The sequence below is a fragment of the Sutcliffiella sp. NPDC057660 genome (genome assembly GCF_042800035.1).
Lineage (GTDB): Bacteria > Bacillota > Bacilli > Bacillales > Bacillaceae_I > Sutcliffiella_A.
Map to the genome: position 1 here is coordinate 209,477 of NZ_JBHVHV010000007.1, position 21,506 is coordinate 230,982.

Below are 21,506 nucleotides of genomic sequence, written 5' to 3' on the forward strand. Positions count from 1 at the left end.
AATGTTTCAATTTTTCAAGAAAAGCCCTCACATTGCTGTGAAGGCTCCATATTCTGCGTTACATAGCATACGAGTGCAAACCTGCGATAATTAAATTGACACCAATCAGATTAAATAGAATAATCGCAAAGCCGATCAAAGTAAGCCATGCTGATTTTTCCCCTTCCCACCCTTTGGAAAGGCGAAGGTGCAAGTAGGCTGCATAGAATAGCCAGGTTATAAGTGCCCATACTTCCTTTGGATCCCATGCCCAATACCTAGTCCAGGCAATCTGTGCCCAAATCGCTGCAAAAATCAGTCCGCCAAGTGTGAATACCGGGAATCCGATAGTTACCGCGCGATAGCTGATTTCATCCACCAGCTCCAGGTTCACTTTTTTAACGGCAGGCTTCAATGCCTGTCCGATTGGTTTTCTAAGAATCAGTCGGAAAAGTCCATATAACAGCAAACCTGCAAAAAGTGACCATATAACCGTATTCAATTTTAATGTGTTTACATAAGCCGGCAGATTCACCAAGGCATTCATTCTTCCGTCTGTCAGGAGTTCTCCCTCATTTGGACCCACTAATGCCGGCAGATGATATTCGACATTCGCATCGGCACCTTTTTTGTCAATATAGGAAAATTCCGCCTGGTACCCTGCAGCACCAAAGCCGATGGAGAGGAAAATAAAGCCAAGGAAACAGATCAAGGAATAGAGCGTCAGCTCAAGCCAAAATGTCTTTTTTCCCTTTTTCGTATAATCTACCACTTTTACAAGATAAATCAAACCTGCCGCAAAGCTGACTGACAGGATCGCCACTCCAAGCGCAACAGTTGAAACATGGATCGCAAGCCAATGGCTCTGCAGCGCCGGAATCAATGGTGCGATGTCTCTTGGAAACATACTTGCATAGGCAATCAACAACAATGCGATTGGCAGGGTGAAGACGCCTAGCGTACTAGTTTTATAGATGAAATAGATGACAATGAATGCCAGCACGAGCATCATGCCAAAGAATGTTGTAAACTCAAACAGGTTGCTGACAGGTGCATGACCGCCTGCAATCCATCGCGTGATAAAATATCCTAACTGTGCAAGGAAGCCCAAAATAGTGATCGAAATTCCTATCTTGGCTGCTTTGCTGCTCTTTTTAGCACGAATTGCGCCACCAAAAAAGGCGGTACCTATTAGATATAGGATAAATGCGGTATATAGTAAATTACCACTAAGCTGTGCCATTGATGAACCTCCTATTCCTCCGCTTTCTCTTTCTTGCTCTCTTGCTCTTGTTCCACTTGATCGACCGGTATGCTAATCGATGTTTCTTGCAATGCTCTATTGATGTCGCCCTTTAGTCCAAACCAGTTTTTATTCGTATGTCCTGCCACCCAGATTTCATTTCCTCGTGTCTGGACCCAGACACGGCGATGGTTCCAATACATGCCCTGGATCACTCCAAGCATGAAGATCGCCCCACCAAGACCCAGTATCCAAAGGGTATGGTCTTTTCGGACGGTCAGTCCGGAAACATTACGTGTCTCGACACCGGCAAAGCTCATCTTATTGATATTGGTCCCGTTCGGTTCAATGTTCTGGCGTATAGCAACCAGGCTGATTTCCCCTTCCGTCGTTTCAGGCGTTATCATGCGGAAAACAAAAGCCGGATTGTCCGGGACCCTTGTCTTTGTATCCGGCTCCCCGTCCCTTAGGATAAAATCAGGAAAATAACTTACGAGTTCAACAGAATTGCCGTTCCCTAGATCATACTTCTTTTCAGGTTCATTCAGGTCCACTTTGATTGTACCATAGACTTCCTGTGTTTCTTTATTTTCCACATTGAAGCTCATGGCGCTGAATTCGTTCAATTTGTAGTCAACTTGATAGAATGCGTAGGAATCATGCTTCAATGGCTTATTCACCTTTACTGCATGCTCTTTCACCTTTTCAAGTTCCGGCTCTGCGCCAACCACGATGTCGCCTTTTCGTTCATAAAGGACGGCGTTCGTTTGGAAGTTGCTCGCAATGGCCCCTTCTCCCGCTCTGGAAATGGCAGACTCAAAAACTTCATCAGAGGAGTCGCTGTCATATGTTTCAAAAACAAAGCCTTCACTCTTCATATAGTATTGCCCATCTGTGCCTGGGATAAGCTTCGTTTCCCCTTCCCGGACCCAAAGTACTTCATCCACATACATGCCCGGGAAAAAACGGAGCATTGCCCCAATCAGGAAAATGATAAGTCCGATATGATTCACATAAGGGCCCCAGCGGGAAAAACGATTTTTCTCCGCCAATAGATTGCCATTTTCTTCACGTATTTTATAATTTCTATTTTTAAGGCCATCTTTTACCTTTGCAAGTTCCGTTTCCGTGTTTTCAACTGTCGTCTGTCCAAATACACGTTGACGCTTAAGGAAACTTTCATGTCTCGTAACCTTTTGAGTTTTCAACGCTTTGTATAATGGAACAAAACGATCAAGGCTTGCAATCACCAAAGAAATTCCAAGCGCTGCAATCAGAAGTAAATACCACCATGAACCATAAAGATCGTGAAAACCGAGGGTATAATACATTTTCCCTGCAAAACCATGCTCCTGTTCATAATAGACTTCTGCAGGAATGTTTTGCGGTATGTAGCCTACTTGCGGGAAAATCGTTCCAAATGCTGAGGAAACCAATAAAAGAACGATTATCCATATCCCCACCTTAACAGAAGAAAAGAAATTCCATATTTTATCTATGATGGTCTTGTTATACGTTTGAGAACGTCTGGCACTGCCTTCATACTTCATATCCAGCAGTTTTTCCTGGCTCGTTTCATTCTCCGTCGGCTTTCCGCAAGCCTCACAAAGAATCGTGCCTTCCGGATTCAGATGTCCGCATTCACATTTAATATCCTTCATACGTAAAACTCCCTATTGTTTCGGTTTAATCATTTCCATGTATTCCTTTATTTTCGCTTCGGTCAACTGTCCTGAATCTTTTTTTACAATTACGCCATTCTCATCAATCAAAATCGTAGTAGGCAAAGGTACCACTCCATAAGCCTGTCTCACCTGATCTGTGCGGTCCATCGGAATAGGAAATGTCAGCTGATGTTTGTTTCTAAAACGTTCCACTGCCACATTTGTTTCCTGGATGTTGACAGCAAGTATTTCGACACCCTGATCTTTGAAAGCTTGATATTGATTCTCCATATATGGCATTTCACGTTCACACGGCTCACACCATGTTCCCCAGAAGTTCAGGAATACACCCTTGCCCTTCATATCCGATAACTTCACTTCATTGCCTTCCAAATCCTTCAACACAAAGTCCGGGGCCTGATCTCCCACACCAACCAATTCTTTAGATGTAAAAAAATTCGCGTATAACGTATACCCTATCGCAGATAACAGGAGAAGCAGAATCGCTGTACGCATCACTAAACGTTTCTTTTTACTCATTCCTCATTACTCTCCTATACCATAAGTCGTATCGTATCATCCTTGCTATTATAACATTTACTACTTTTACCACTGATAGTAGAATATGAATCTTATGTGAACACAGAAAAGCGGAGGGCGATCGCTCTGGGACGTACAAAATGGACTGAATCTCCTGAGATAAAGGATACACGGAGAGCGATAGCGATCCGATGTTGACTTATCGTAGGGAGATGAGGGAAGTTTGATAGTCCCAAGCGCCCGCAGCTGGACAAATAGAAAAGCGGAGCCGGCTCGTTCAGCCCCGACAAGCTTAAGACTATTTTCGGAAGAGGTCATACTTTGACCTCATCCGGAAATTGGCTTAAGACCTCGAGGGGCTAGCCGGCACAGCTAGACATAATAGAAAAGCGGAGCCGGCTCGTTCAGCCCCGACAAGCTTAAGACTATTTTCGGAAGAGGTCGTACTTTGACCTCATCCGGAAATTGGCTTAAGACCTCGAGGGGCTAGCCGGCGCAGCTAGACATAATAGAAAAGCGGAAGCGGTTCTTTCCCCACCTCCGCTTTCATCGCGCTATTATTTGCCCGGCTTTGTTGCCATTACTCGAAGCTGCTTTACTTCATGCGGTGTCAGTTCCCTAGCTTCTCCCGACTTTAAGCCTTGCAGTGTCAGGAATCCATAGCGTTCACGTTTCAGTTTCATCACCGGATGGCCGATTGCTTCGAACATGCGGCGCACCTGGCGATTGCGGCCTTCATGAATCGTCACTTCAAAGATTGCAGTTTCCTTTGTTCTTTCCATTGAAATGAATTTGATTTTTGCTGGAGCCGTTTTTCCATCCTCAAGCTTGATGCCTCGCTCCAGGCTGCGAATTGCTTCCCTTGATGGAATCCCTTTCACTTTTGCAATATAGACCTTATCCACTTGGGATTTTGGATGCGCAAGACTGTTGGCGAATTCTCCGTCGTTGGTCATGATGATCAATCCGGATGTATCATAATCCAACCGGCCGACAGGATAGATCCGCTCATCGATTAGCGGGAAAAAGTCTGTTACTACTTTTCTCCCTTTATCATCGCTGACACTGGAGATGACACCTCTTGGTTTGTATAACACAAAATAAACCGGCTCTTCCCTTTCAACAGGAATGCCTTCCACTTCTATTTTATCATTTGGGGAAACCTTTACCCCAAGCTCTTTGATGACCTTGTCATTCACTCTGACTTTACCTTCTTGAATCAACTGTTCTGCTTTTCTTCTCGATGCAATCCCTGCATGCGCAATCACTTTCTGTAACCGTTCCATTTCTTTCACCTCATTCAACATCTTACATGACTTTCATTAGAAAAGCCAAGATTTCCATACTTATATGATTCCCATCGTTCACAAACTCTAATTATACCCTTAGTAATTTTAAAAAGGATAGTAAAATAATATGGCTTTCATCATTTGGTACTATTCCATACTACTAAAGGAGTAAAGAAATTACCCCGTTTCCCATATTCCTTCAGGCGTCTTTAGTTGATATAGTGTCCTTAAAAGGAAAAGTTTTTAATTTTCCGCAAGAGGAGAATGTTGATGAATAATGTACAAATCAAACAGGTGCTTGAAACGTTGGGAACCTATCAGGATACGGAAATCACGTATACCATTTGTACGAATCCGGATCAACCGCTTTCCATTACCTATCTTAGGAATAATCGATGCTTTCAGATTGCCAGAGATACACAAGGCATTGTCGAGCACTTTCCAGATATAGAAGCAGCTTCTTCCGCCATAAAAAGTACATTGTCACAAATTGTATAAACAAAAAAAACACAAGGCTCCTTGTGTTTTTAGATTCCAAAGAAAAAAGTGACAACTAGAATCGACACTACGATTCCGACCACATCGGCAAGGAGTCCCACCTTCAGGGCGTCCCCCATCTTCTTTATGCCCACTGCACCGAAATACACGGTGAGTACATAGAGCGTCGTGTCCGTGCTTCCCTGCAAGACGGAAGCAAGGCGCCCCATAAAGGAGTCAGGACCGAACGTTGCTATCATATCCGTCGTCATCCCAAGTGCTGCAGTACCCGAAATGGGACGGATTATCGCAAGAGGGACAATTTCAGCCGGGACCCCGATGGCACTCATCGCCGGTCTCAAAAATTCCACCAAAAAGTCCAGCGCACCCGAAGCGCGAAAAATGGAGATGGCCACCAGCATCCCAACGAGAAAAGGGATGATCGAAATGGCTATCTTGATACCTTCCTTACCTCCCTCGACAAATGTTTCATAAGTTGGCACTTTCTTGAAGGTACCATAAAGGAGGATGAACCCGATCAGAAAAGGGATTAACCAAAGAGATATTAACGATATGAGCTGCATCTCTACCTCCTCCTAGCCATTCTGCGATAATAGAAAAAACGGTCTATCATGATGGCTGCAATTGTGGAGCAGGCAGTCGCGACCAAGGTCGGACCCACAATTTCAGTCGGTGAAGCGGAATCATAATTCATCCGAATCGCGATAACCGTTGTGGGAATTAGCGTGATGCTTGCGGTGTTAATCGCAAGGAAAGTTACCATGGACCTACTTGCCTCAATCTTTCCTCCGTTCAGCTCCCTCAGCTGTTCCATCGCTTTTATTCCCATTGGAGTTGCCGCATTTCCAAGTCCAAACATATTGGCGATCATATTTGACAGCATATACCCCATAGCAGGGTGATCCGGTGGAACCTCAGGGAAAATCCTCCTGACCAACGGCCTGAATAATACTGCGAGCTTTTCAAGGAGCCCAGCCTCCTGGGCAATCCGCATCAAGCCCAGCCAAAAAACAAGGATGCTGATGAACCCTATGCAGATGGTGACCGCCTCTTTTGCTCCAAGAAAGATTGCTTCATTCACTTTATCCATTGTTCCATTGATCATCGCAAAAAGAATGCCAATGATCGTCATGGCTACCCAAATGATATTGATCATGGCAGATTACCACAGAAAATAAAAAAGATATTCTTGAAGATCGACCAGAACCCTCCTGATCCTTCCTTTTCCTTTTCATAATAGATCGGTGTCTCGATTACTGCCTCATTGTTAAGGATAAGTGTATAGCTCCCGACCACATCAGGAACATTACCTGAACGCTCCCAGTCCTCTCTGGGCTTGACAAGCTCAATATTGATCCGTACATTTTCCCGTTCTTTTTTAGTCATCGGAAACTTGATATCACGCGAAAGGAATACTTTATCCTTATAAAAGGTATCCTCAATATCCTCAAGCTTTCCTTCATTTGCTATGTTGTATAGCTTGTAGTCGACAAAGGCTCGATTGAACATATAGATATGATCCTGCCAATCATCGGGTCCATTCAATGTGACAACAATTGCATCAAGGCCATCCTTGGAAGCGGTGGTGATGAGCGTGCGCTTAGCACGTTTGGTGAAACCTGTTTTCCCACCGGTTGCATAGGAATACATACCTGTGACCAATCGATGCTTATTTGTCCAGCTTCTGTCCCAGGACTCTCCGGGTGCAGCAGGTGCACGATATACCTTTGTTCCAGTCACTTCCCTGAACTTTTCATTTTCCATTGCATAGCGGGTAAGCTGGGCCATGTCATAGGCAGTCGAGTAGTGATTCTCATGATCGTCCAGGCCATGGGGATTAGCAAACTCTGTATTGCTCATTCCCAGTTCCGCCGCTTTCTCATTCATCATGAAAACAAACCCTTCGAGGCTGCCCCCTACATGCTCAGCAATGGCAACGGCCGTGTCATTCCCTGAACGCAGCATCAATCCATATACAAGATGCTCGAGCTTGATTTTCTCACCAGGCTTCAAATAGACCGACGACCCTTCTGCATGGGTTGCCCGTTCGCTGACAGTCACGATTTCACCCATTTTTCCAGATTCGATGGCGAGTATGGCCGTCATTACTTTCGTGATACTGGCGATACGTTGTTTATCATGGGCATTTTTTTCAAAAATGACTCTGCCACTCTCTTGTTCTATCAAAATTGCATTCCTCGCACTAACGCCAACCTGCTCGGCCACTGCCTGTTGAGGAATGCCTATACTAAACATCAGCATCACAATAGAAGCGATGATGAACACTATTCTAGCTCGTACCATCCAATCCCCATCCCTTGTCTATGTTTGTACAAGTTTATGCACAAGCTGTCCCAATATGATTTTTTCGTTAAAAAAAGCCATTAGGATGCCTCTAATGGTTTTCTTACTGAAATATACTGTAAAAAACCTTTAGAAAGTTTCTAATGGACTTCTCACTGCAATAGCCAATAAAAAAGCCATTAGAACGTCTCTAATGGACTTCTCAATGGAATATTCAATCAAAAAAGCCATTAGACACCCTCTAATGGACTTCTCACTGTATTGCCACTGTAAAAAAATTCCTATACAAAAGCTCTTTCTGTCAGTAAGACTGCCACTTCAATTTTGAAGCTTCCTGATACCGCTTCTCCACATCGCGCCAGTTCACGATATTCCACCACTTGTCTATATAGTCCCTGCGGTTGTTCTTATACTGCAGGTAGTAGGCATGCTCCCACACATCCAAACCAAGGAGCGGGATGGTATCCCACTGGGTGAACAGCTGCTGCTTTTCTGTTTGGAGAATCTCCAGTCGATGGGCTCGCGGGGACCAGACGAGCAATGCCCACCCAACACCCTCCACCTTGTCTGCCGCTTCCGTGAAATGCTTCTTGAATTTGTCATAGCCTCCAAAGTCCTGGTTGATCTGCTGCAAAAGTCTACCCTTAGGCTGTCCTCCGCCATTTGGAGTCATATTCCCCCAAAACATCGTATGCAAGTAATGTCCAGATCCATGGAAGGCTGCTTCCCGCTCCCAATGTTTAATCAGATCAAAATTTCCCGTCACGCGGGCTTCCTGCATTTTCAGCTCCGCTTTATTGAGGCCATCCACATAGCTTTTATGGTGCTTCAGGTGATGCAGTTCCATTATATCCCTTGATATATATGGTTCAAGAGCGTTGTAGGGGTAAGGAAGAGGAGGAAGCTTATGACCTCCGATTGGGACCCGGCCACTATTTTGTCTAGATGAATGCTGCACCTCCAGAAGCTGATGAAAACCATCGAGCTTCTGTTTGACATTAAGTACTTCCGTTTCCTGGATCACTTCCTTTTCCTGGGTACTTTGTATAGAGGAGAGAAGATTTCTCACTTCTGACTGCCACTCCGATCGTTCTTGCCCATTCTCCGTAAGTATCTCCAAGCACCAATGTTCCGTTTCCTGTAAGTAATTTCTGAAAACCTGCTGATTCTGGCTGATCATCCTAGAGGTCCTCCCTTTTTGAAGTCATCGTGATATCCTATGCTTTCTGAGAGAAAAAAAGAAAGTTGTCCGATTGCTATTCAAAAAGAAAACACCCAGCCCAACGAGGGACCGGGTGAACGTTTAATTGCTTTGCATCATTTTTGTACGATAGTCTGTTTCGTAATATTCCAGTTCCTCACGGATTGTTTGAAAATCGCTCTCCAAGTGGCGGATGACAGCCTTTAATTGTGTAGGCGGCGCTTCATGGAACATAATCGAGTTTTTGCCAGTATAGGCGGAACGGCTGTCCTCGTACCACGCATCATTCCTTGGAGCAAAAAACTCCTCTATGCACTGGTGATAGATGTTATATAGCACCTTCTCGGCGGCAGATTTACGGAACGGCTCACTTTTTAAAATAACCTGACAGGCATTGTGCCCTTCATCACAGAAAACTGCAAGTCTTCGTGTGTTAGCCAATAGGAGGCTAACATATTCCCTGCTTCCTTCACTTTCTTCCATCAGTGAGGATAAGGTTGCTTCATTCAGAAACTCGTTTAGTTGATGAACAGTATTTCCTAAAAAACTCTCTACTTGTTCTGTTTGAGCTTTTACAATCATATTTGCCATTTGTAATGGACCCTCCATATATAAGGTTTATAGTAAATGCCGCAGCTTTTGTGTTAATACGACTTACAAACTATGCCTATGTACAGCTAGTTCTTTTATGAGGATGGCTGAGCTAAAAAGTTCAATGGGGACGACAGGGTATATTCCCCTTTGTTGTGTAGCCCTTCAAATATCTCTTTCAGCTTCGGGATTTGGACGCCTTCAAAATAGGAGGCGAAATCTTCCCGGGTATTTATGTAGATTCGTTTCCGATGTCGAAAACTCGGGTTTTTGATCAGGAGGGTAAGTGCAACCAGATCTTTAAAAAGGATTTCCTTGTCACCGACTTTAAAAACAGGATCTCCTTCCACCTCAATGTTCAAAAACTCAGGAAATGTTTCATCAAAATATCGGATATATAATACATGAAATGTTCTTTCCTCGCCCTCTTCGAAAAATGTCACTTCCGAACGGTTAAAGAAATCCTCTGACGTATTAGATTGAGCTTTTTCCAATTCATAGCCTTTGATTTCGGTTATTCTCATGGTTATGATGCCACTCCTTAAAAGTTCCAAATCTAGTATGTATCACTATTTTACCATACAACACTAACAAATCGTTTTAATTTTCAAACGTTTCTTGAAACTTTTCGAAGAACAGATCTGCCTCTTCATCCGGATCGTCGGTTGTGACGGTAAGCGGCGGAAGCTCCTTGATGTTCTTCAGACCGAAGTAGTCGAGAAACTCCTTGGTGGTTCCATAAAGGATGGCGCGTCCCGTGCCTTCCGCACGGCCCACTTCCTTTACAAGCGCTTTGGCGGCAAGCGTCTGAAGCGGTCGCTCGCATTTCACCCCGCGAATGCTCTCCACTTCCGTTCTGGTGATCGGCTGCTTGTACGCTACAATCGCCAATGTTTCCAGTGCTGCCTGTGACAACGATTGGGATGTCGGCGATTCAACCAGCTTTTTCAGATAGACAGAGTGTTCTTTTTTCGTAGTAAGCTGAAAAGTGCCTGCAAGCTCTATGATGGCTATTCCCCTATCTGAAGATTGATAATCCTCCCTAAGAGCGGAAATGGCATCCAGGGCTTCACTTTCTTCTATTTCCAACACGGTGGAAAGCTGCTTGAGCGTCAGCCCTTCATCCCCTGCTGCGAATAGCAGGCTTTCCACAATCGACTTCCAATTAATAATATCCAACTTCTTCATTTCCTCCTTCTTGATAGGAAACATAAATATCCGCAAAATTATTTTCTTGCTCAAGCATTATGGTGTTCTTTTTCAATAACTCCAAGATTGCCAGAAAGGTCACCACAATATACTCTTTGCTCGACTCTGGAAATAGTTCAAAGAAGTGCTTTCTCCCTTTAAACTGGCGCAGATCCTGTATAAGCTCTGCCATTCTCTTTTCAATCGGTATCTCCTGTCTGGCAATTCTAGTCTGCAAAGGCTTTTGTAGCTTCTTGCGACGCATAAGCTTTTGAAGTGCACCAAGCATATCGTATAAGGATACATCGAGCTTCACTTCTTCAGGTTCCACATTTTTCATCAGCTCAGTCAGGTCACTCGGGGCTTTGGTAAATAGATGGCTCCGCTCTTCCTCCAGCTCTTTCAGATCGTCTGCCGCCTCTTTATACTTCCGGTATTCGATCAAACGGTTCATCAGCTCCTCACGAGGGTCCTCCTCGTAATCTCCGAAGTCATCGTCTTCCTCAAGCAATTCCTCCTCGTGCTTAGGAAGCAGCATCTTGCTCTTTATCTCCAGCAATGTGGCTGCCATTACGAGGTATTCACTTGCAATATCCAATTGTAATTCCTTCATCGTATGTATATAAAATAAATATTGCTCAGTAATTTGAGCAACGGGAATATCATATATATCTATTTCCAAGCGGTTTATCAGGTGAAGCAGCAAGTCCAATGGACCTTCAAACGCTTCAACTTTTACATTATATTCCTGCACAGGTATTCATCCACCTAACTTCAATCAAAACAATTTAACAGGTTCGAATTTTTCCGAACTCTATCATAGTATAAAGTATTCCAGCAACATTTTATAGTATTATAAGGATTATGATAAAATATTATTATCCTTTTTTAAAGGGGGAAAAGCTTTGTATCCACAAGCATATGTCGATTATTTGCATTATTTTCATTGCGAGAGGGACTATTTCGAATGCCATGAAGTGCTCGAGGAGCATTGGAAGGAAAAAGAGGCAGGAGAACGGGAACTACACTGGGTAGGGTTGATCCAGATCGCAGTTGGGCTCTATCACCATCGACGCGGAAATTTCAATGGGGCAAAACGGATGCTGACAAACGCAATCTCCATCATACGCACGCATTCCAGTGAAATCGAGAGCCTGGCTTTAGATAACAGAAGACTGATAGAGTTATTGGAAAACCAGCTAGCATTGATAAAAAGGCAGGACTCCTATAAAAGTATCGACCTGCCACTTACAGATGAATCACTTTTGTCCTCCTGCATGACTAGAGCCACAAAGGAGAACCTGGTTTGGGGCGCACCAAGCGATCTTCAAAACCAATCCCTGGTGCATCGGCATTCAACCCGTAACCGGGATGATGTGATACAGGAACGACTAGCACAATTAATGAAACGGCAACAAAAAAAGGAAGGCTGACCTCTGACACAGGCCGCCTTCCTTTTTTATAGAGTACTTACTGTTAAATGCTAGCAAGCTTGAGAGAAAATCACTGCTCAAAATCACATTTCTCAATAAATGCAGTTGTATACTCTGTTGTCTTTACAGATTTACCAGGATACATTTCTTTTAAAGCTTTTACCATTTCTTTCCCGCATCCTTGTCCGCGGTGAGAGGGACTTACACTTATATGCTGGATTGTATAACTGTCCTCATCCATGACAATGCCTATTATTCCAAGGATATCTTCTACCTTCCAAAGAAATAGCTGCCAGTTGTCATTCTCTTCGTAATCCTTCATCGTCTGCTGAAGTTTTTTCAGTTCTCTTTCCGTTGGCATAAACGACATAAGACCCATGGCGATTTTTTCAAAGCTCTTCTTATAACGAATTAACATACATTACCCCTCATTATCGAAAAAACTTTCTTACTAATAGTAATAGTATAGGCAACCAGATTGCAATGGTGCTATTCCAGTATGGATATCTTACTCTTAAATATACATTCTATCCAATCGCCGCAGGATTGTATACCTTTTTGGAATAAATCTTAAAATTCACGTAACAGATTGGCCATCTCGATTGCTGCCGCTGCCGCTTCCCATCCTTTGTTACCAGCCTTTGTGCCTGCACGTTCAATAGCCTGCTCAATCGTTTCCGTTGTCAGCACGCCAAAAATAACAGGTATCCCTGATTGCATGGAAGCTTGGGAGACCCCTTTAGCCGCTTCACTACAAACATAATCGAAATGTGGAGTGGATCCACGTATTACTGTACCCAATGTAATTACCGCATCGTATTTTCCGGAGTCGGCCATGCGTTTAGCCACCAACGGAATTTCAAACGCTCCAGGCACCCATGCTACATCGACACTTCCTTCTTCCACGCCATGTCTTTTCAAGGCATCCTGTGCGCCACCCAATAGCTTGCTAGTAATAAACTCATTGAATCTTCCTACTACAATTCCAACTTTCAGTCCTGTACCTACCAAATTGCCTTCATATATATTTCCCATTTCAAATACCTCCAGTAAAAAGTTTATGTTTATTAAATTCGCATTCATAGTTGCTGTTTAGATAAAATGTAAACAGCAAATGTAGTCCGTTGATTGCAGCGAGGGACACAAGATTCCCCGGGGACGGATGGGAGCCTCCTCGGCTTCGCCTGTGGGGTCTCCCATGCCATCTGCTCTCCCGCAGGAGTCAAGGGTCCTCCGCTACAATCAACTCTCGGGTTAAAAATTATTTGCAAAAAGGAAGAGGCTAAAAACAATCAAATTCCCTAATGAAATGAAAAATTGAGAAAAAATCCAATTTTTCTACCTTTAGTAAGGCAATTTTTTATCTTAAGTCACCCCTGTTGGTTGGAGTGCAAGGCGTGAGACTCCTGCGGGAGCAGCGTGTCAAGGGAGACCCCGCAGGCGCAAAGCGCCGAGGAGGCTCCAGAGGCCGCCTTAGGATAAGCGAACGCCTGGAACGGAGACCAACAGGGTGTTTATTGTAGACACCTTTTCTTTAGTCCATCCCTATGATTAAAGCAACAATCTCTACGAAAAGAGCCTTTAAAAATGAAGCATATGCCCCAGTTTGCTATGTTTTGTTTTGAGATAGTTTTCATTTGCTTCTTTTGTCGGCATCTGAAGTGCAATACGATCGACCACTTCCAGGTCGTATCCTTTCAGACCTGCAATTTTTCGAGGATTATTCGTAAGCAGATTCATTTTGGAAATACCAAGATCACGGAGAATCTGGGCCCCGATTCCATAGTCTCTGAGATCGGCACCAAATCCAAGCTTTTCATTGGCTTCCACAGTGTCGAAGCCTTGCTCCTGAAGCTTATAGGCTCTCATTTTGTTTAGCAGGCCGATCCCGCGGCCTTCTTGCCTCATATAGAGCAGCACACCGTTTCCTGCCTTCTCGATCTGGGCCAGGGCGGCATGGAGTTGCGGACCGCAGTCACAACGGTTTGAGCCGAATACATCTCCTGTCAGACATTCTGAATGGACCCGGACAAGTGTAGGTGTTTCAGGATCAATATCTCCCTTCACCAGGGCTACATGTTCTTTTCCATCGACAATATTGGAATAGCCGATGGCCCTGAAGTCTCCGAATTCAGTAGGAAGCTTTATTTCCACTTCTCGCTGAACGAGCTTGTCCTTTCGGTTACGGTATTGGATCAGGTCCTTGATTGTTATCATTTTCAAATCAAACTTGTCCGCAATCTCCCTAAGCTGTGGCACCCTTGCCATGGATCCATCCTCATTCATTATTTCACAAATGACGCCGGCAGGGTAGGAACCGCTCATCACGGCGAGATCCACAGCAGCTTCCGTATGACCCGCGCGACGCAGTACTCCACCCTTCTTCGCCACCAACGGGAAGATATGTCCAGGACGCTTGAAGTCACCAGATTTAGCAGCCGGAGAAAGAAGTTCAATGATAGTAGCTGAACGTTCATAGGCTGAGATACCTGTTGTTGTAGATCTATGATCAATACTGACCGTAAAAGCTGTGCCATGGGAATCAGTGTTGTGGTTGACCATTGGTGCGAGGTCGAGCTTTTCAGCCAACTCCTCCACGACAGGTACACAGATCAGACCACGTCCATGGGTAGCCATGAAATTGATGACAGCAGGAGTTGCCTTCTCTGCCAGGGATACAAAATCGCCTTCATTCTCACGATCCTCATCATCACAGACGATGATCACTTTTCCCTCTTGCAGGTCTTTTAGTGCTTCCTCTATTGTATTGAAAATTGTACTCATCCGTCTTCACCCACCTTATTTGTATCCATGCTCTTCCAGAAAAGACGCTGAAATGCTGGAATTCGCTTTCGGTTCTTGCCTATTCAAGAGATGATCCATATATTTGGCCAGCATGTCGACTTCAATATTGACCTTATCTCCCTTTCCTTTTTCACCCAGGATCGTCTCCTGCATGGTGTGTGGAATCAAGGAGATTGTGAAGTTGTTTTCCGCAACCCCAAAAATGGTCAGGCTAGTACCATCCACAGTTACCGATCCTTTTAGCATCAGAAATCTAGCCAAGTCATCTCCAACTGAAATCGTGTAATAGACCGCGTTGGAAACACTTCTCTTCTCCTGAATCACGCCAGTCCCATCCACATGTCCACTGACAAAGTGGCCGCCAAACCTGCCATTGGCTATCATGGCACGCTCCAGATTCACCTTGGAACCTGCCGCGAGCTCGCTTAAAGATGTAGCATGAACCGTTTCAGGCATCACATCCACTGTAAAACGCTTAGCGGAAAAAGTAGTCACTGTTAGGCAGACACCATTTACTGCGATACTATCGCCAAGCTTGACATCCTCCAGCACTTTCTTTGCTGAGATTTCCAATACGATCGCCTTATCGCTACGGATAATCTGCTTGACTGTCCCTATTTCTTCTATAATACCCGTAAACAATAGATTCCCTCCTTACAGGGGCACGGAAACAATCTTGATATCCTGCCCGATTCTTGTGCACTCTTTAATCCTCAGATTCATGCAATCAGCCATTGAACTAAATCCCGCACCGCCAATCATAGTTGGCGCCTTGGCCCCCCCGATCAATTTAGGTGCGATATAGGTGATCACCTGGTTAATCGCACCAGATTGGAGAAAGCTGCCATTAACCGTTGCGCCCCCTTCTACAAACAGGGAAGTGATGCCACGATCACCGAGTAAAGTCAGGAGATTCTCTATCTCTATTTCTTTGGTTGGCAGTTTCATTACCGTCACTTGCTGATTGGTAAGTGCTTCGATTTTCTTCTCATTGGCTTCAGCACTTGTAATGATCCAGGTAGGTGCCTGCCTGTCATTGATGACACCTGCATCGATTGGCGTCCTTAAATGTGTATCAAGGATGATCCTCACCGGATTCTTCCCACCATTGGGGAGTCTGGTCGTCAAACTGGGATTATCAGCAATCACTGTTCCCACACCAACAAGGATTGCATCATGCTGGTGTCGGTAGCGGTGAACATCAAGGCGTGCGTCTTCACCGGTGATCCACTTGCTGTCTTTTGTAAAAGTTGCAGTTTTTCCGTCAAGACTGGATGCTGTTTTTAACGTGACATAGGGCTTATTCGTTTTTATATAATGAAAAAATACATCATTTAATGCGAGTGCCTCTGATTCACAAACCCCCACATCCACTAAAATACCGGATTTTTCCAACTTTTTGATTCCTGCGCCAGCAACTAATGGATTCGGATCCACAGAAGCGATGACCACTCTTTTTACCTGTGATTGAATCAAAAGGTCTGAGCAAGGAGGCGTTTTGCCATGATGGCTGCACGGCTCCAAGGTCACATATACAGTTGATCCGTCAGCCTTATCGCCGGCCATCCTGATTGCATGCACTTCCGCATGTGCTTCCCCCGCCTTTAAATGTGCACCAAACCCGACAATCTCCCCATCCTTCACCACAACCGACCCTACCACGGGATTTGGAGAGGTCTGCCCAGTCGCTCTTTTTGCAAGATCAATAGCAACATTCATATAATACTGATCGTCCAAATACACTACCCCGCCTTCTATCATACAAAAAACCCCTAAGTCATTAGCCTTAGAGGTGTAGAAGATTAAAATTGCGTATAGGAAAATAAACAGTGTCACATTTGTGATTTTTCACTGTTTTCGCAAACTTAATCCTTCTCCCATCCAGACTTTCACTGTCGGCCCTGGAGTTTCACCAGATCCACCGCTAACTGTCAAACAATTAACGGGTCACGGACTAAGAAGCACAAGGCTTCATCACCGCCGGTAGGGAATTTCACCCACCCCCGAAGGACATCAATTATGTAATTGTGTACAAGATTATATTAGCATAACTATACGATAAGTAAAATTTTTTGTTTTGAACTTATGCCTGTTACACGATAAAAAACCAATAAATGATTCCCCAGACGAGGGACATACCCAAAAGAACTGCAGCTAATATCCAGTTAGACTTGTTCATCCAACTTCCCACCTTTATGAGAGATAAAAAAAGAGAGCATCGCTGCCCCCTTTTTTCGATTTTGATTATTCAGCGTCGAATACTTCCACTTTTTCCATTGTGTCACCATTTTTCATTCCTCTGGCAGTTTCAAGACCGGAAGTCACCTTACCGAACACTGTATGCACCCCATTCAAATGTGGCTGCGGCTCGTGAACGATGAAGAATTGGCTGGAACCAGTGTCTTTCCCAGCATGAGCCATGGACAAGCTGCCTGCTTCGTGCTTATGTGGGTTACCGGCAGTTTCACACTTGATCGTTGTGCCGCTTCCGCCAGCACCAGTCCCGGTCGGATCTCCACCTTGGCTTACGAAGCCAGGGATGACGCGGTGGAAAACTACACCATTATAGAAACCTTCGTTTGCCAGCTTTTCAAAGTTGGCAACTGTGTTAGGCGCTTCATTTGGGTATAATTCGAATTCGATTTTCTCGCCGTTTTGCATAAGTATGTATCCTTGTTTTTTCATTGAGAACATCTCCTTTAAGGTTGTATCAATCAGTCTTTATCATACAGCATTCTTTTGGTAAAGGAAAGTGAGATGCTGCGTTTGATGGTAGAATGTTGGTGGAAGTGGTGAAAGCTTTGATTTTTGTGATTTAGTAGAAGCGTGAAGATTATTGCTAGTTAGGTGAGAATCGCTGGAGCTTCGTGAATAATTGAGAGTTGAGTGAAGATAAATCTAGTTACTTTAAGATAGCCCTCAGAAATGTAAGAATCCTCGTAGATTCCTAAAAATTTGGATATGTTGTATAAAATTTTGCTTAGCTGATGATTGGAGCAAAAGGCGAAGACTCCTGCGGGAGTTAGCGGTAGGCTGGAGACCCCGCAAGGCGAAGCCTGCGGAGGCTCCAGCACCGCCCCTTGGGTCGCTGTGCCTTTTGCGGAGATCAGCAGCGGCGTTTTACACACCCGTAAAATAAAACACAAAAAAGGACCACCCCTGAATAAATCCAGAGATGATCCTTTCCCCTTATTTCAATATCTTCGACTTAGACTGAAACGGCAGATCCAGTCTTACGAGATCCTCGAAGGACTCCCGCTTGATGACAAGCTGTGCTTCTCCGTCCTCTACAAACACTACAGCCGGTCTTGTAATACGGTTATAGTTGTTTGCCATGGAATAGCCATATGCACCTGTACAGAATACCGCCAGATAGTCTTCGTGATTCGCTTTAGGCAATGGAAGGTCCCAGATCAGCATATCCCCGGACTCACAGCATTTCCCTGCGATTGAGACGGTCTCTTCAGGAATATCATTCACACGATTTGCAAGTACCGCTTCATATTTTGCCTGATAAAGGGCTGGTCGAATATTGTCGCTCATCCCTCCGTCAATCGCCAAATACTGACGAATGTTCGGAATTTCCTTTTTGGAACCGACAGAATAGATGGTTGTGCCGGCATCTCCAACTAATGAGCGTCCTGGCTCAATCCAAATTTCGGGCATCCTCATTTCCAATTCTTTTACATGGGATTGAACGTCGCCGATGATTTCCTCCACATAACGGGAAACAGGAATCGGATTGTCCTCATCTGTATAGCGGATACCAAAGCCTCCGCCCAGGTTCACCACGCGCGCTTCAAACCCGCTTTCACCTTTCCAGACTTTCAGGGTATCAAATAATTTCTCTGCAGCCATCTTGAAGCCTGTTGTTTCAAAAATCTGTGACCCTATGTGGCAGTGGATTCCTAGTAGGTCTAAACTTGTCGCTTTTTGCGCAAGCTCCATCGCTTCCTTCGCCTGTCCGCTCTGAAGATCAAATCCGAATTTGGAATCCTCCTGGCCAGTTAAAATATAATCATGTGTATGAGCCTCGATACCTGGTGTTACTCTTAAGAGGATTGGCATGGTGTATTCATTTTTTTCACAAATCTCCTGCAAAAGCTCTAGCTCCAGGAAGTTATCAACCACTACGCAGCCGATCTTTTTCTGAACAGCCATTTCAAGCTCTTCATAGCTCTTGTTATTGCCGTGGAAATGGATGCGTTCCACCGGAAAATCAGCAACAAGCGCTGTAAAAAGCTCCCCTCCTGATACTACGTCAAGGGACAACCCCTCTTCTTTTGCCAGCTGGAACATTGCAATCGATGAGAAGGCTTTACTGGCATAAGCTACCTGCGCCTTCACTCCCATGTTCTTAAAAGTGGTTTGAAAGCCCCTTGCCCTTTCTCTTATAAGAGCAACATCATACACATATAACGGAGTGCCATACTGATGCGCAAGCTCAATCGTATCCACTCCTCCTATTACCAGATGTCCTTTATCATTTACTTGACTCGTTCCGTGAAAGTACATATTCCCTTTTCTCCTCTAACAATAGTCTATTATGTAGCAGACGTTGTACCATACCTTATTCCGGAGTAGTCCAAATAGTAAGGGATACTTGCCCTGCATATGAAAAAAACAGCTAAACAGAACTCTTTAGCTGTTTTTTGATATCCTTTAGCTCTTTATTTAAATAAACTCTACCACATCTATTTAGCCCTATCAAGCGAATATTCTAACTACAAGATCATTGCGGCTGCCTGAAGCGATTTTTAGGATGAACGATACTTGGCCTTACTTTTGCTCCAGGTGTTGCTCTTCTTATAAGGATCATAAATAGCGCTTTTGGACTGAATGGAATGAACGGCCATAAATAAGGCGTATTCAATGAGCGTGTTCCAGCTAAAAACAAAACGAACATCGTAACACCGATTATCAATCCTGGTGCATGGAAGAGCGCGACTAGTGCAAGCAAAATCAGACGAACTATTTTGTTGGCAACACTGAGCTCATAGCTCGGTGTAGTAAAGGAGCCGATTGCCGCAACAGCCACATAAAGAATTACTTCTGGAACAAACAACCCGACGTCGATGGCAATTTGCCCGATCAGGACTGCTGCAATCAGACCCATTGCGGTTGATAGTGCAGTTGGTGTATGGATGGCTGCAAGCCGCAGGAACTCAATTCCTATGTCTGCAAGAAAGATCTGAACGACTATCGGAATATTCGATTGTTCATTCGGTCCCACGAAGTTGATCGCTTCCGGCAGCATTTGCGGCTCCAATATCATTAAAAACCAGAGTGGCAATAGGAATAGAGAAGCAAAGATTCCTAAAAAACGCACCCAACGGACAAAGGTCCCTACCGCCGGGGACTGGCGATATTCCTCCACATGCTGCACATGGTGGAAGTAGGTTGTAGGTGTGATGATCACACTTGGGGAGGTATCAACCATAATGATTACATGTCCCTCGAGAAGATGGGTGGCAGCAACGTCGGGCCGTTCTGTGAAACGCACAAGCGGATATGGGTTAAAACCTTGTTTTACCAGGAATTCCTCTACGGTTTTATCTGCCATCGTCAGACCATCAATATTAATGCTTTTCACTTCTTTACGAACAATTTCCACCAGGTCCGGATCAGCCACATCTTTTATGTAGGAAAGGCAGATATCCGTTTTGGAACGCTCGCCAATTTGGAAAATTTCGTTTCGAAGACGCTCATCACGGATTCTTCGCCGTGTTAAGGCAGTATTAACGATGATGTTTTCTACATATCCATCTCGTGCTCCACGCACCACTTTTTCGGTATCCGGCTCTTCCGGATTTCTACCCGGATAGGATCGAGTGTCAACGACAAAACCGCTATCTTCCCCTTCAAGAAGTACGACGATTAGGCCGCTAAGAACCTGATCCACCACTTCGTCGAGATATTCAATGCTTTCAACCTGCTGATGAACAAGCCGGTTATGGACAATTTCCTTTACTTTACTTGATCTTCTTTCCACATCATTGAGGTGCACCAATTCCTCGAGCAATTCAATGATATAGCTTGTATCACATAATCCATTAACATAATAGATGTTCAATTCCTTACCTAGGACTGTAATTTTCCTTACACCGAGGTCAAAGCTCTCATTCAGTCCCACTTTATCTTTGAAGAATTTCTCATTCGTCGTCAGTTTTGGTGAAATCGGGATTTTTTCCATTCCATTGTGAGACATCATACCCATTCCTCTCTAAAATGATTTCTACTGCTTTACTGGTAATGGGCGCGCCGTTTTTCACATCATCTTTACGTGCCATTTTTCCAATATCTCCAATTCCTACAATGATTGGAACGTTGATTGTATCCAGGCAATAAACGGTATCTCCATTTATTCTTCCGATATCCATCTCCTGGATTCCACTTTTATCGACACCATACGAGGATACTTGCAAATCACGATCAACGGTGACATTCACCTTCGTCCATTCTGATTGATGTGTTTTGGAGGCAACCGCAATGACACCTAATACGTCCACTTGCGGGTGGTTGGCAACATGCTTCAAGGCAATCTCCCCTGCTCCTTCGCCCAAATAACCACTGTCATCAAACATCACAAAGACAGGCTCCGATTTCGCTTTTAAAATCAATTGAACAATTTCCTCCCCGCTTAATAAGGTCGGATTGCCAAATGAACTTGATATACAGCGGCCTCCATAATGCTTGGCAACATATTGAATGGTTTTTTTCGCGTACACATCCCCATCCGTGACTAGAATGACCCGTTTTTTTATCATGATG

23 protein-coding genes, 1 pseudogene and 1 riboswitch are annotated in these 21,506 nt (G+C 44.3%); of the genes and pseudogenes, 2 read left to right on the forward strand and 22 right to left on the reverse strand.

Annotated features, from left to right (window positions below):
• Positions 1-58: 58 nt before the first annotated feature.
• From ccsB to ACFVAD_RS10000, 4 genes are all read right to left on the reverse strand, one after another.
• The gene (ccsB, locus tag ACFVAD_RS09985; protein WP_386638944.1) at positions 59-1,222 is read right to left on the reverse strand and encodes a c-type cytochrome biogenesis protein CcsB; all 1,164 of its coding nucleotides are present in this window, start codon (positions 1,220-1,222) and stop codon (positions 59-61) included.
• 11 nt (positions 1,223-1,233) lie between these two features.
• Positions 1,234-2,883, reverse strand: a complete 1,650-nt coding sequence (gene resB / locus ACFVAD_RS09990) for a cytochrome c biogenesis protein ResB (RefSeq protein WP_386638947.1) — start codon at positions 2,881-2,883, stop codon at positions 1,234-1,236.
• Between the two features lie 12 nt (positions 2,884-2,895).
• On the reverse strand, positions 2,896-3,426 hold the full coding sequence (gene resA / locus ACFVAD_RS09995; protein ID WP_386638950.1) for a thiol-disulfide oxidoreductase ResA: 531 nt from the start codon (positions 3,424-3,426) through the stop codon (positions 2,896-2,898).
• A 557-nt stretch (positions 3,427-3,983) separates the two neighbouring features.
• Positions 3,984-4,712, reverse strand: a complete 729-nt coding sequence (locus ACFVAD_RS10000) for a pseudouridine synthase (RefSeq protein ID WP_386638953.1) — start codon at positions 4,710-4,712, stop codon at positions 3,984-3,986.
• A gap of 273 nt (positions 4,713-4,985) precedes the next feature.
• Between ACFVAD_RS10000 and ACFVAD_RS10005 the strand changes: the two genes are divergently transcribed.
• Positions 4,986-5,213, forward strand: coding sequence for a hypothetical protein (locus ACFVAD_RS10005; RefSeq protein WP_386638956.1), 228 nt, complete (start codon positions 4,986-4,988; stop codon positions 5,211-5,213).
• Positions 5,214-5,242: 29 nt separating this feature from the next.
• Here ACFVAD_RS10005 and ACFVAD_RS10010 read toward each other — a convergent pair whose 3' ends face one another.
• The 8 genes and pseudogenes from ACFVAD_RS10010 to ACFVAD_RS10045 form a co-directional block, all read right to left on the reverse strand.
• On the reverse strand, positions 5,243-5,776 hold the full coding sequence (locus ACFVAD_RS10010; protein WP_204418071.1) for a spore maturation protein: 534 nt from the start codon (positions 5,774-5,776) through the stop codon (positions 5,243-5,245).
• Positions 5,777-5,778: 2 nt separating this feature from the next.
• Positions 5,779-6,369 carry a nucleoside recognition domain-containing protein gene (locus ACFVAD_RS10015; protein ID WP_386638959.1) on the reverse strand — a complete coding sequence of 197 codons (591 nt, stop codon included), beginning with the start codon at positions 6,367-6,369 and terminating at the stop codon, positions 5,779-5,781.
• Entirely contained in the window at positions 6,366-7,517 is a 1,152-nt protein-coding gene (locus ACFVAD_RS10020; protein ID WP_386638961.1) for a D-alanyl-D-alanine carboxypeptidase family protein, read from the reverse strand. Before ACFVAD_RS10020 ends, ACFVAD_RS10015 begins: the two co-directional genes overlap by 4 nt.
• A 301-nt stretch (positions 7,518-7,818) precedes the next feature.
• Positions 7,819-8,454: pseudogene (locus tag ACFVAD_RS10025) on the reverse strand (superoxide dismutase); the annotation flags it as partial.
• A 366-nt stretch (positions 8,455-8,820) separates the two neighbouring features.
• Positions 8,821-9,309 (reverse strand): YpuI family protein, encoded by a 489-nt coding sequence (locus ACFVAD_RS10030; protein ID WP_386638966.1) that lies wholly within the window; start codon positions 9,307-9,309, stop codon positions 8,821-8,823.
• A gap of 95 nt (positions 9,310-9,404) precedes the next feature.
• Positions 9,405-9,833, reverse strand: coding sequence for a hypothetical protein (locus tag ACFVAD_RS10035; protein WP_386638971.1), 429 nt, complete (start codon positions 9,831-9,833; stop codon positions 9,405-9,407).
• A 76-nt stretch (positions 9,834-9,909) separates the two neighbouring features.
• Positions 9,910-10,488 carry an SMC-Scp complex subunit ScpB gene (gene scpB / locus ACFVAD_RS10040; RefSeq protein ID WP_386639097.1) on the reverse strand — a complete coding sequence of 193 codons (579 nt, stop codon included), beginning with the start codon at positions 10,486-10,488 and terminating at the stop codon, positions 9,910-9,912.
• Entirely contained in the window at positions 10,475-11,257 is a 783-nt protein-coding gene (locus tag ACFVAD_RS10045) for a segregation/condensation protein A (RefSeq protein WP_386639100.1), read from the reverse strand. The genes scpB and ACFVAD_RS10045 overlap by 14 nt, the downstream gene beginning before the upstream one ends.
• A gap of 145 nt (positions 11,258-11,402) precedes the next feature.
• Here ACFVAD_RS10045 and ACFVAD_RS10050 point away from each other — a divergent pair, with 145 nt between their 5' ends.
• Complete coding sequence (locus ACFVAD_RS10050) at positions 11,403-11,930, forward strand: DUF309 domain-containing protein (protein WP_386638973.1); 528 nt, start codon at positions 11,403-11,405, stop codon at positions 11,928-11,930.
• 70 nt (positions 11,931-12,000) lie between these two features.
• Here the strand turns inward: ACFVAD_RS10050 and ACFVAD_RS10055 are convergent, their stop codons facing one another.
• The 10 genes from ACFVAD_RS10055 to spoVAEA all read right to left on the reverse strand — a co-directional run bounded on the left by ACFVAD_RS10055 (position 12,001) and on the right by spoVAEA (position 21,502).
• Positions 12,001-12,348, reverse strand: a complete 348-nt coding sequence (locus ACFVAD_RS10055; RefSeq protein WP_386638976.1) for a GNAT family N-acetyltransferase — start codon at positions 12,346-12,348, stop codon at positions 12,001-12,003.
• A gap of 152 nt (positions 12,349-12,500) precedes the next feature.
• The gene (ribH, locus tag ACFVAD_RS10060; RefSeq protein ID WP_386638979.1) at positions 12,501-12,965 is read right to left on the reverse strand and encodes a 6,7-dimethyl-8-ribityllumazine synthase; all 465 of its coding nucleotides are present in this window, start codon (positions 12,963-12,965) and stop codon (positions 12,501-12,503) included.
• A 546-nt stretch (positions 12,966-13,511) separates the two neighbouring features.
• On the reverse strand, positions 13,512-14,705 hold the full coding sequence (locus ACFVAD_RS10065; RefSeq protein ID WP_386639103.1) for a bifunctional 3,4-dihydroxy-2-butanone-4-phosphate synthase/GTP cyclohydrolase II: 1,194 nt from the start codon (positions 14,703-14,705) through the stop codon (positions 13,512-13,514).
• A 24-nt stretch (positions 14,706-14,729) separates the two neighbouring features.
• Positions 14,730-15,377, reverse strand: coding sequence for a riboflavin synthase (ribE, locus tag ACFVAD_RS10070; protein WP_386638981.1), 648 nt, complete (start codon positions 15,375-15,377; stop codon positions 14,730-14,732).
• 12 nt (positions 15,378-15,389) lie between these two features.
• Positions 15,390-16,472: a bifunctional diaminohydroxyphosphoribosylaminopyrimidine deaminase/5-amino-6-(5-phosphoribosylamino)uracil reductase RibD gene (ribD, locus tag ACFVAD_RS10075; protein ID WP_386639106.1), complete on the reverse strand. Its 1,083-nt coding sequence runs from the start codon at positions 16,470-16,472 to the stop codon at positions 15,390-15,392.
• 128 nt (positions 16,473-16,600) lie between these two features.
• Positions 16,601-16,750, reverse strand: a riboswitch (FMN riboswitch).
• Between the two features lie 229 nt (positions 16,751-16,979).
• Positions 16,980-17,420: a peptidylprolyl isomerase gene (locus ACFVAD_RS10080; protein WP_386638984.1), complete on the reverse strand. Its 441-nt coding sequence runs from the start codon at positions 17,418-17,420 to the stop codon at positions 16,980-16,982.
• A 158-nt stretch (positions 17,421-17,578) separates the two neighbouring features.
• Positions 17,579-17,881, reverse strand: a complete 303-nt coding sequence (locus tag ACFVAD_RS10085; RefSeq protein WP_386638987.1) for a hypothetical protein — start codon at positions 17,879-17,881, stop codon at positions 17,579-17,581.
• Positions 17,882-17,924: 43 nt separating this feature from the next.
• Positions 17,925-19,250: a diaminopimelate decarboxylase gene (lysA, locus tag ACFVAD_RS10090; protein WP_386638990.1), complete on the reverse strand. Its 1,326-nt coding sequence runs from the start codon at positions 19,248-19,250 to the stop codon at positions 17,925-17,927.
• Positions 19,251-19,467: 217 nt separating this feature from the next.
• Entirely contained in the window at positions 19,468-20,943 is a 1,476-nt protein-coding gene (locus ACFVAD_RS10095) for a spore germination protein (RefSeq protein ID WP_386639109.1), read from the reverse strand.
• Positions 20,888-21,502 carry a stage V sporulation protein SpoVABEA gene (spoVAEA, locus tag ACFVAD_RS10100; protein WP_386638993.1) on the reverse strand — a complete coding sequence of 205 codons (615 nt, stop codon included), beginning with the start codon at positions 21,500-21,502 and terminating at the stop codon, positions 20,888-20,890. The genes ACFVAD_RS10095 and spoVAEA overlap by 56 nt, the downstream gene beginning before the upstream one ends.
• Between the last annotated feature and the right edge of the window lie 4 nt (positions 21,503-21,506).

Excerpts from the sequence above, each read along its gene's own strand:
- ACFVAD_RS10080 (WP_386638984.1), bottom strand. The coding sequence starts at position 17,420 with ATGAAAAAACAAGGATACATACTTATGCAAAACGGCGAGAAAATCGAA.
- ribH (WP_386638979.1), bottom strand. The coding sequence starts at position 12,965 with ATGGGAAATATATATGAAGGCAATTTGGTAGGTACAGGACTGAAAGTT.
- ACFVAD_RS10055 (WP_386638976.1), bottom strand. The coding sequence starts at position 12,348 with ATGTTAATTCGTTATAAGAAGAGCTTTGAAAAAATCGCCATGGGTCTT.
- ACFVAD_RS10005 (WP_386638956.1), top strand. The coding sequence starts at position 4,986 with ATGAATAATGTACAAATCAAACAGGTGCTTGAAACGTTGGGAACCTAT.
- resB (WP_386638947.1), bottom strand. The coding sequence starts at position 2,883 with ATGAAGGATATTAAATGTGAATGCGGACATCTGAATCCGGAAGGCACG.
- ccsB (WP_386638944.1), bottom strand. The coding sequence starts at position 1,222 with ATGGCACAGCTTAGTGGTAATTTACTATATACCGCATTTATCCTATAT.
- spoVAEA (WP_386638993.1), bottom strand. The coding sequence starts at position 21,502 with ATGATAAAAAAACGGGTCATTCTAGTCACGGATGGGGATGTGTACGCG.
- resA (WP_386638950.1), bottom strand. The coding sequence starts at position 3,426 with ATGAGTAAAAAGAAACGTTTAGTGATGCGTACAGCGATTCTGCTTCTC.
- ACFVAD_RS10000 (WP_386638953.1), bottom strand. The coding sequence starts at position 4,712 with ATGGAACGGTTACAGAAAGTGATTGCGCATGCAGGGATTGCATCGAGA.
- ACFVAD_RS10035 (WP_386638971.1), bottom strand. The coding sequence starts at position 9,833 with ATGAGAATAACCGAAATCAAAGGCTATGAATTGGAAAAAGCTCAATCT.
- ACFVAD_RS10030 (WP_386638966.1), bottom strand. The coding sequence starts at position 9,309 with ATGGCAAATATGATTGTAAAAGCTCAAACAGAACAAGTAGAGAGTTTT.
- ACFVAD_RS10020 (WP_386638961.1), bottom strand. The coding sequence starts at position 7,517 with ATGGTACGAGCTAGAATAGTGTTCATCATCGCTTCTATTGTGATGCTG.
- ACFVAD_RS10095 (WP_386639109.1), bottom strand. The coding sequence starts at position 20,943 with ATGTCTCACAATGGAATGGAAAAAATCCCGATTTCACCAAAACTGACG.
- ACFVAD_RS10010 (WP_204418071.1), bottom strand. The coding sequence starts at position 5,776 with ATGCAGCTCATATCGTTAATATCTCTTTGGTTAATCCCTTTTCTGATC.
- ACFVAD_RS10015 (WP_386638959.1), bottom strand. The coding sequence starts at position 6,369 with ATGATCAATATCATTTGGGTAGCCATGACGATCATTGGCATTCTTTTT.
- lysA (WP_386638990.1), bottom strand. The coding sequence starts at position 19,250 with ATGTACTTTCACGGAACGAGTCAAGTAAATGATAAAGGACATCTGGTA.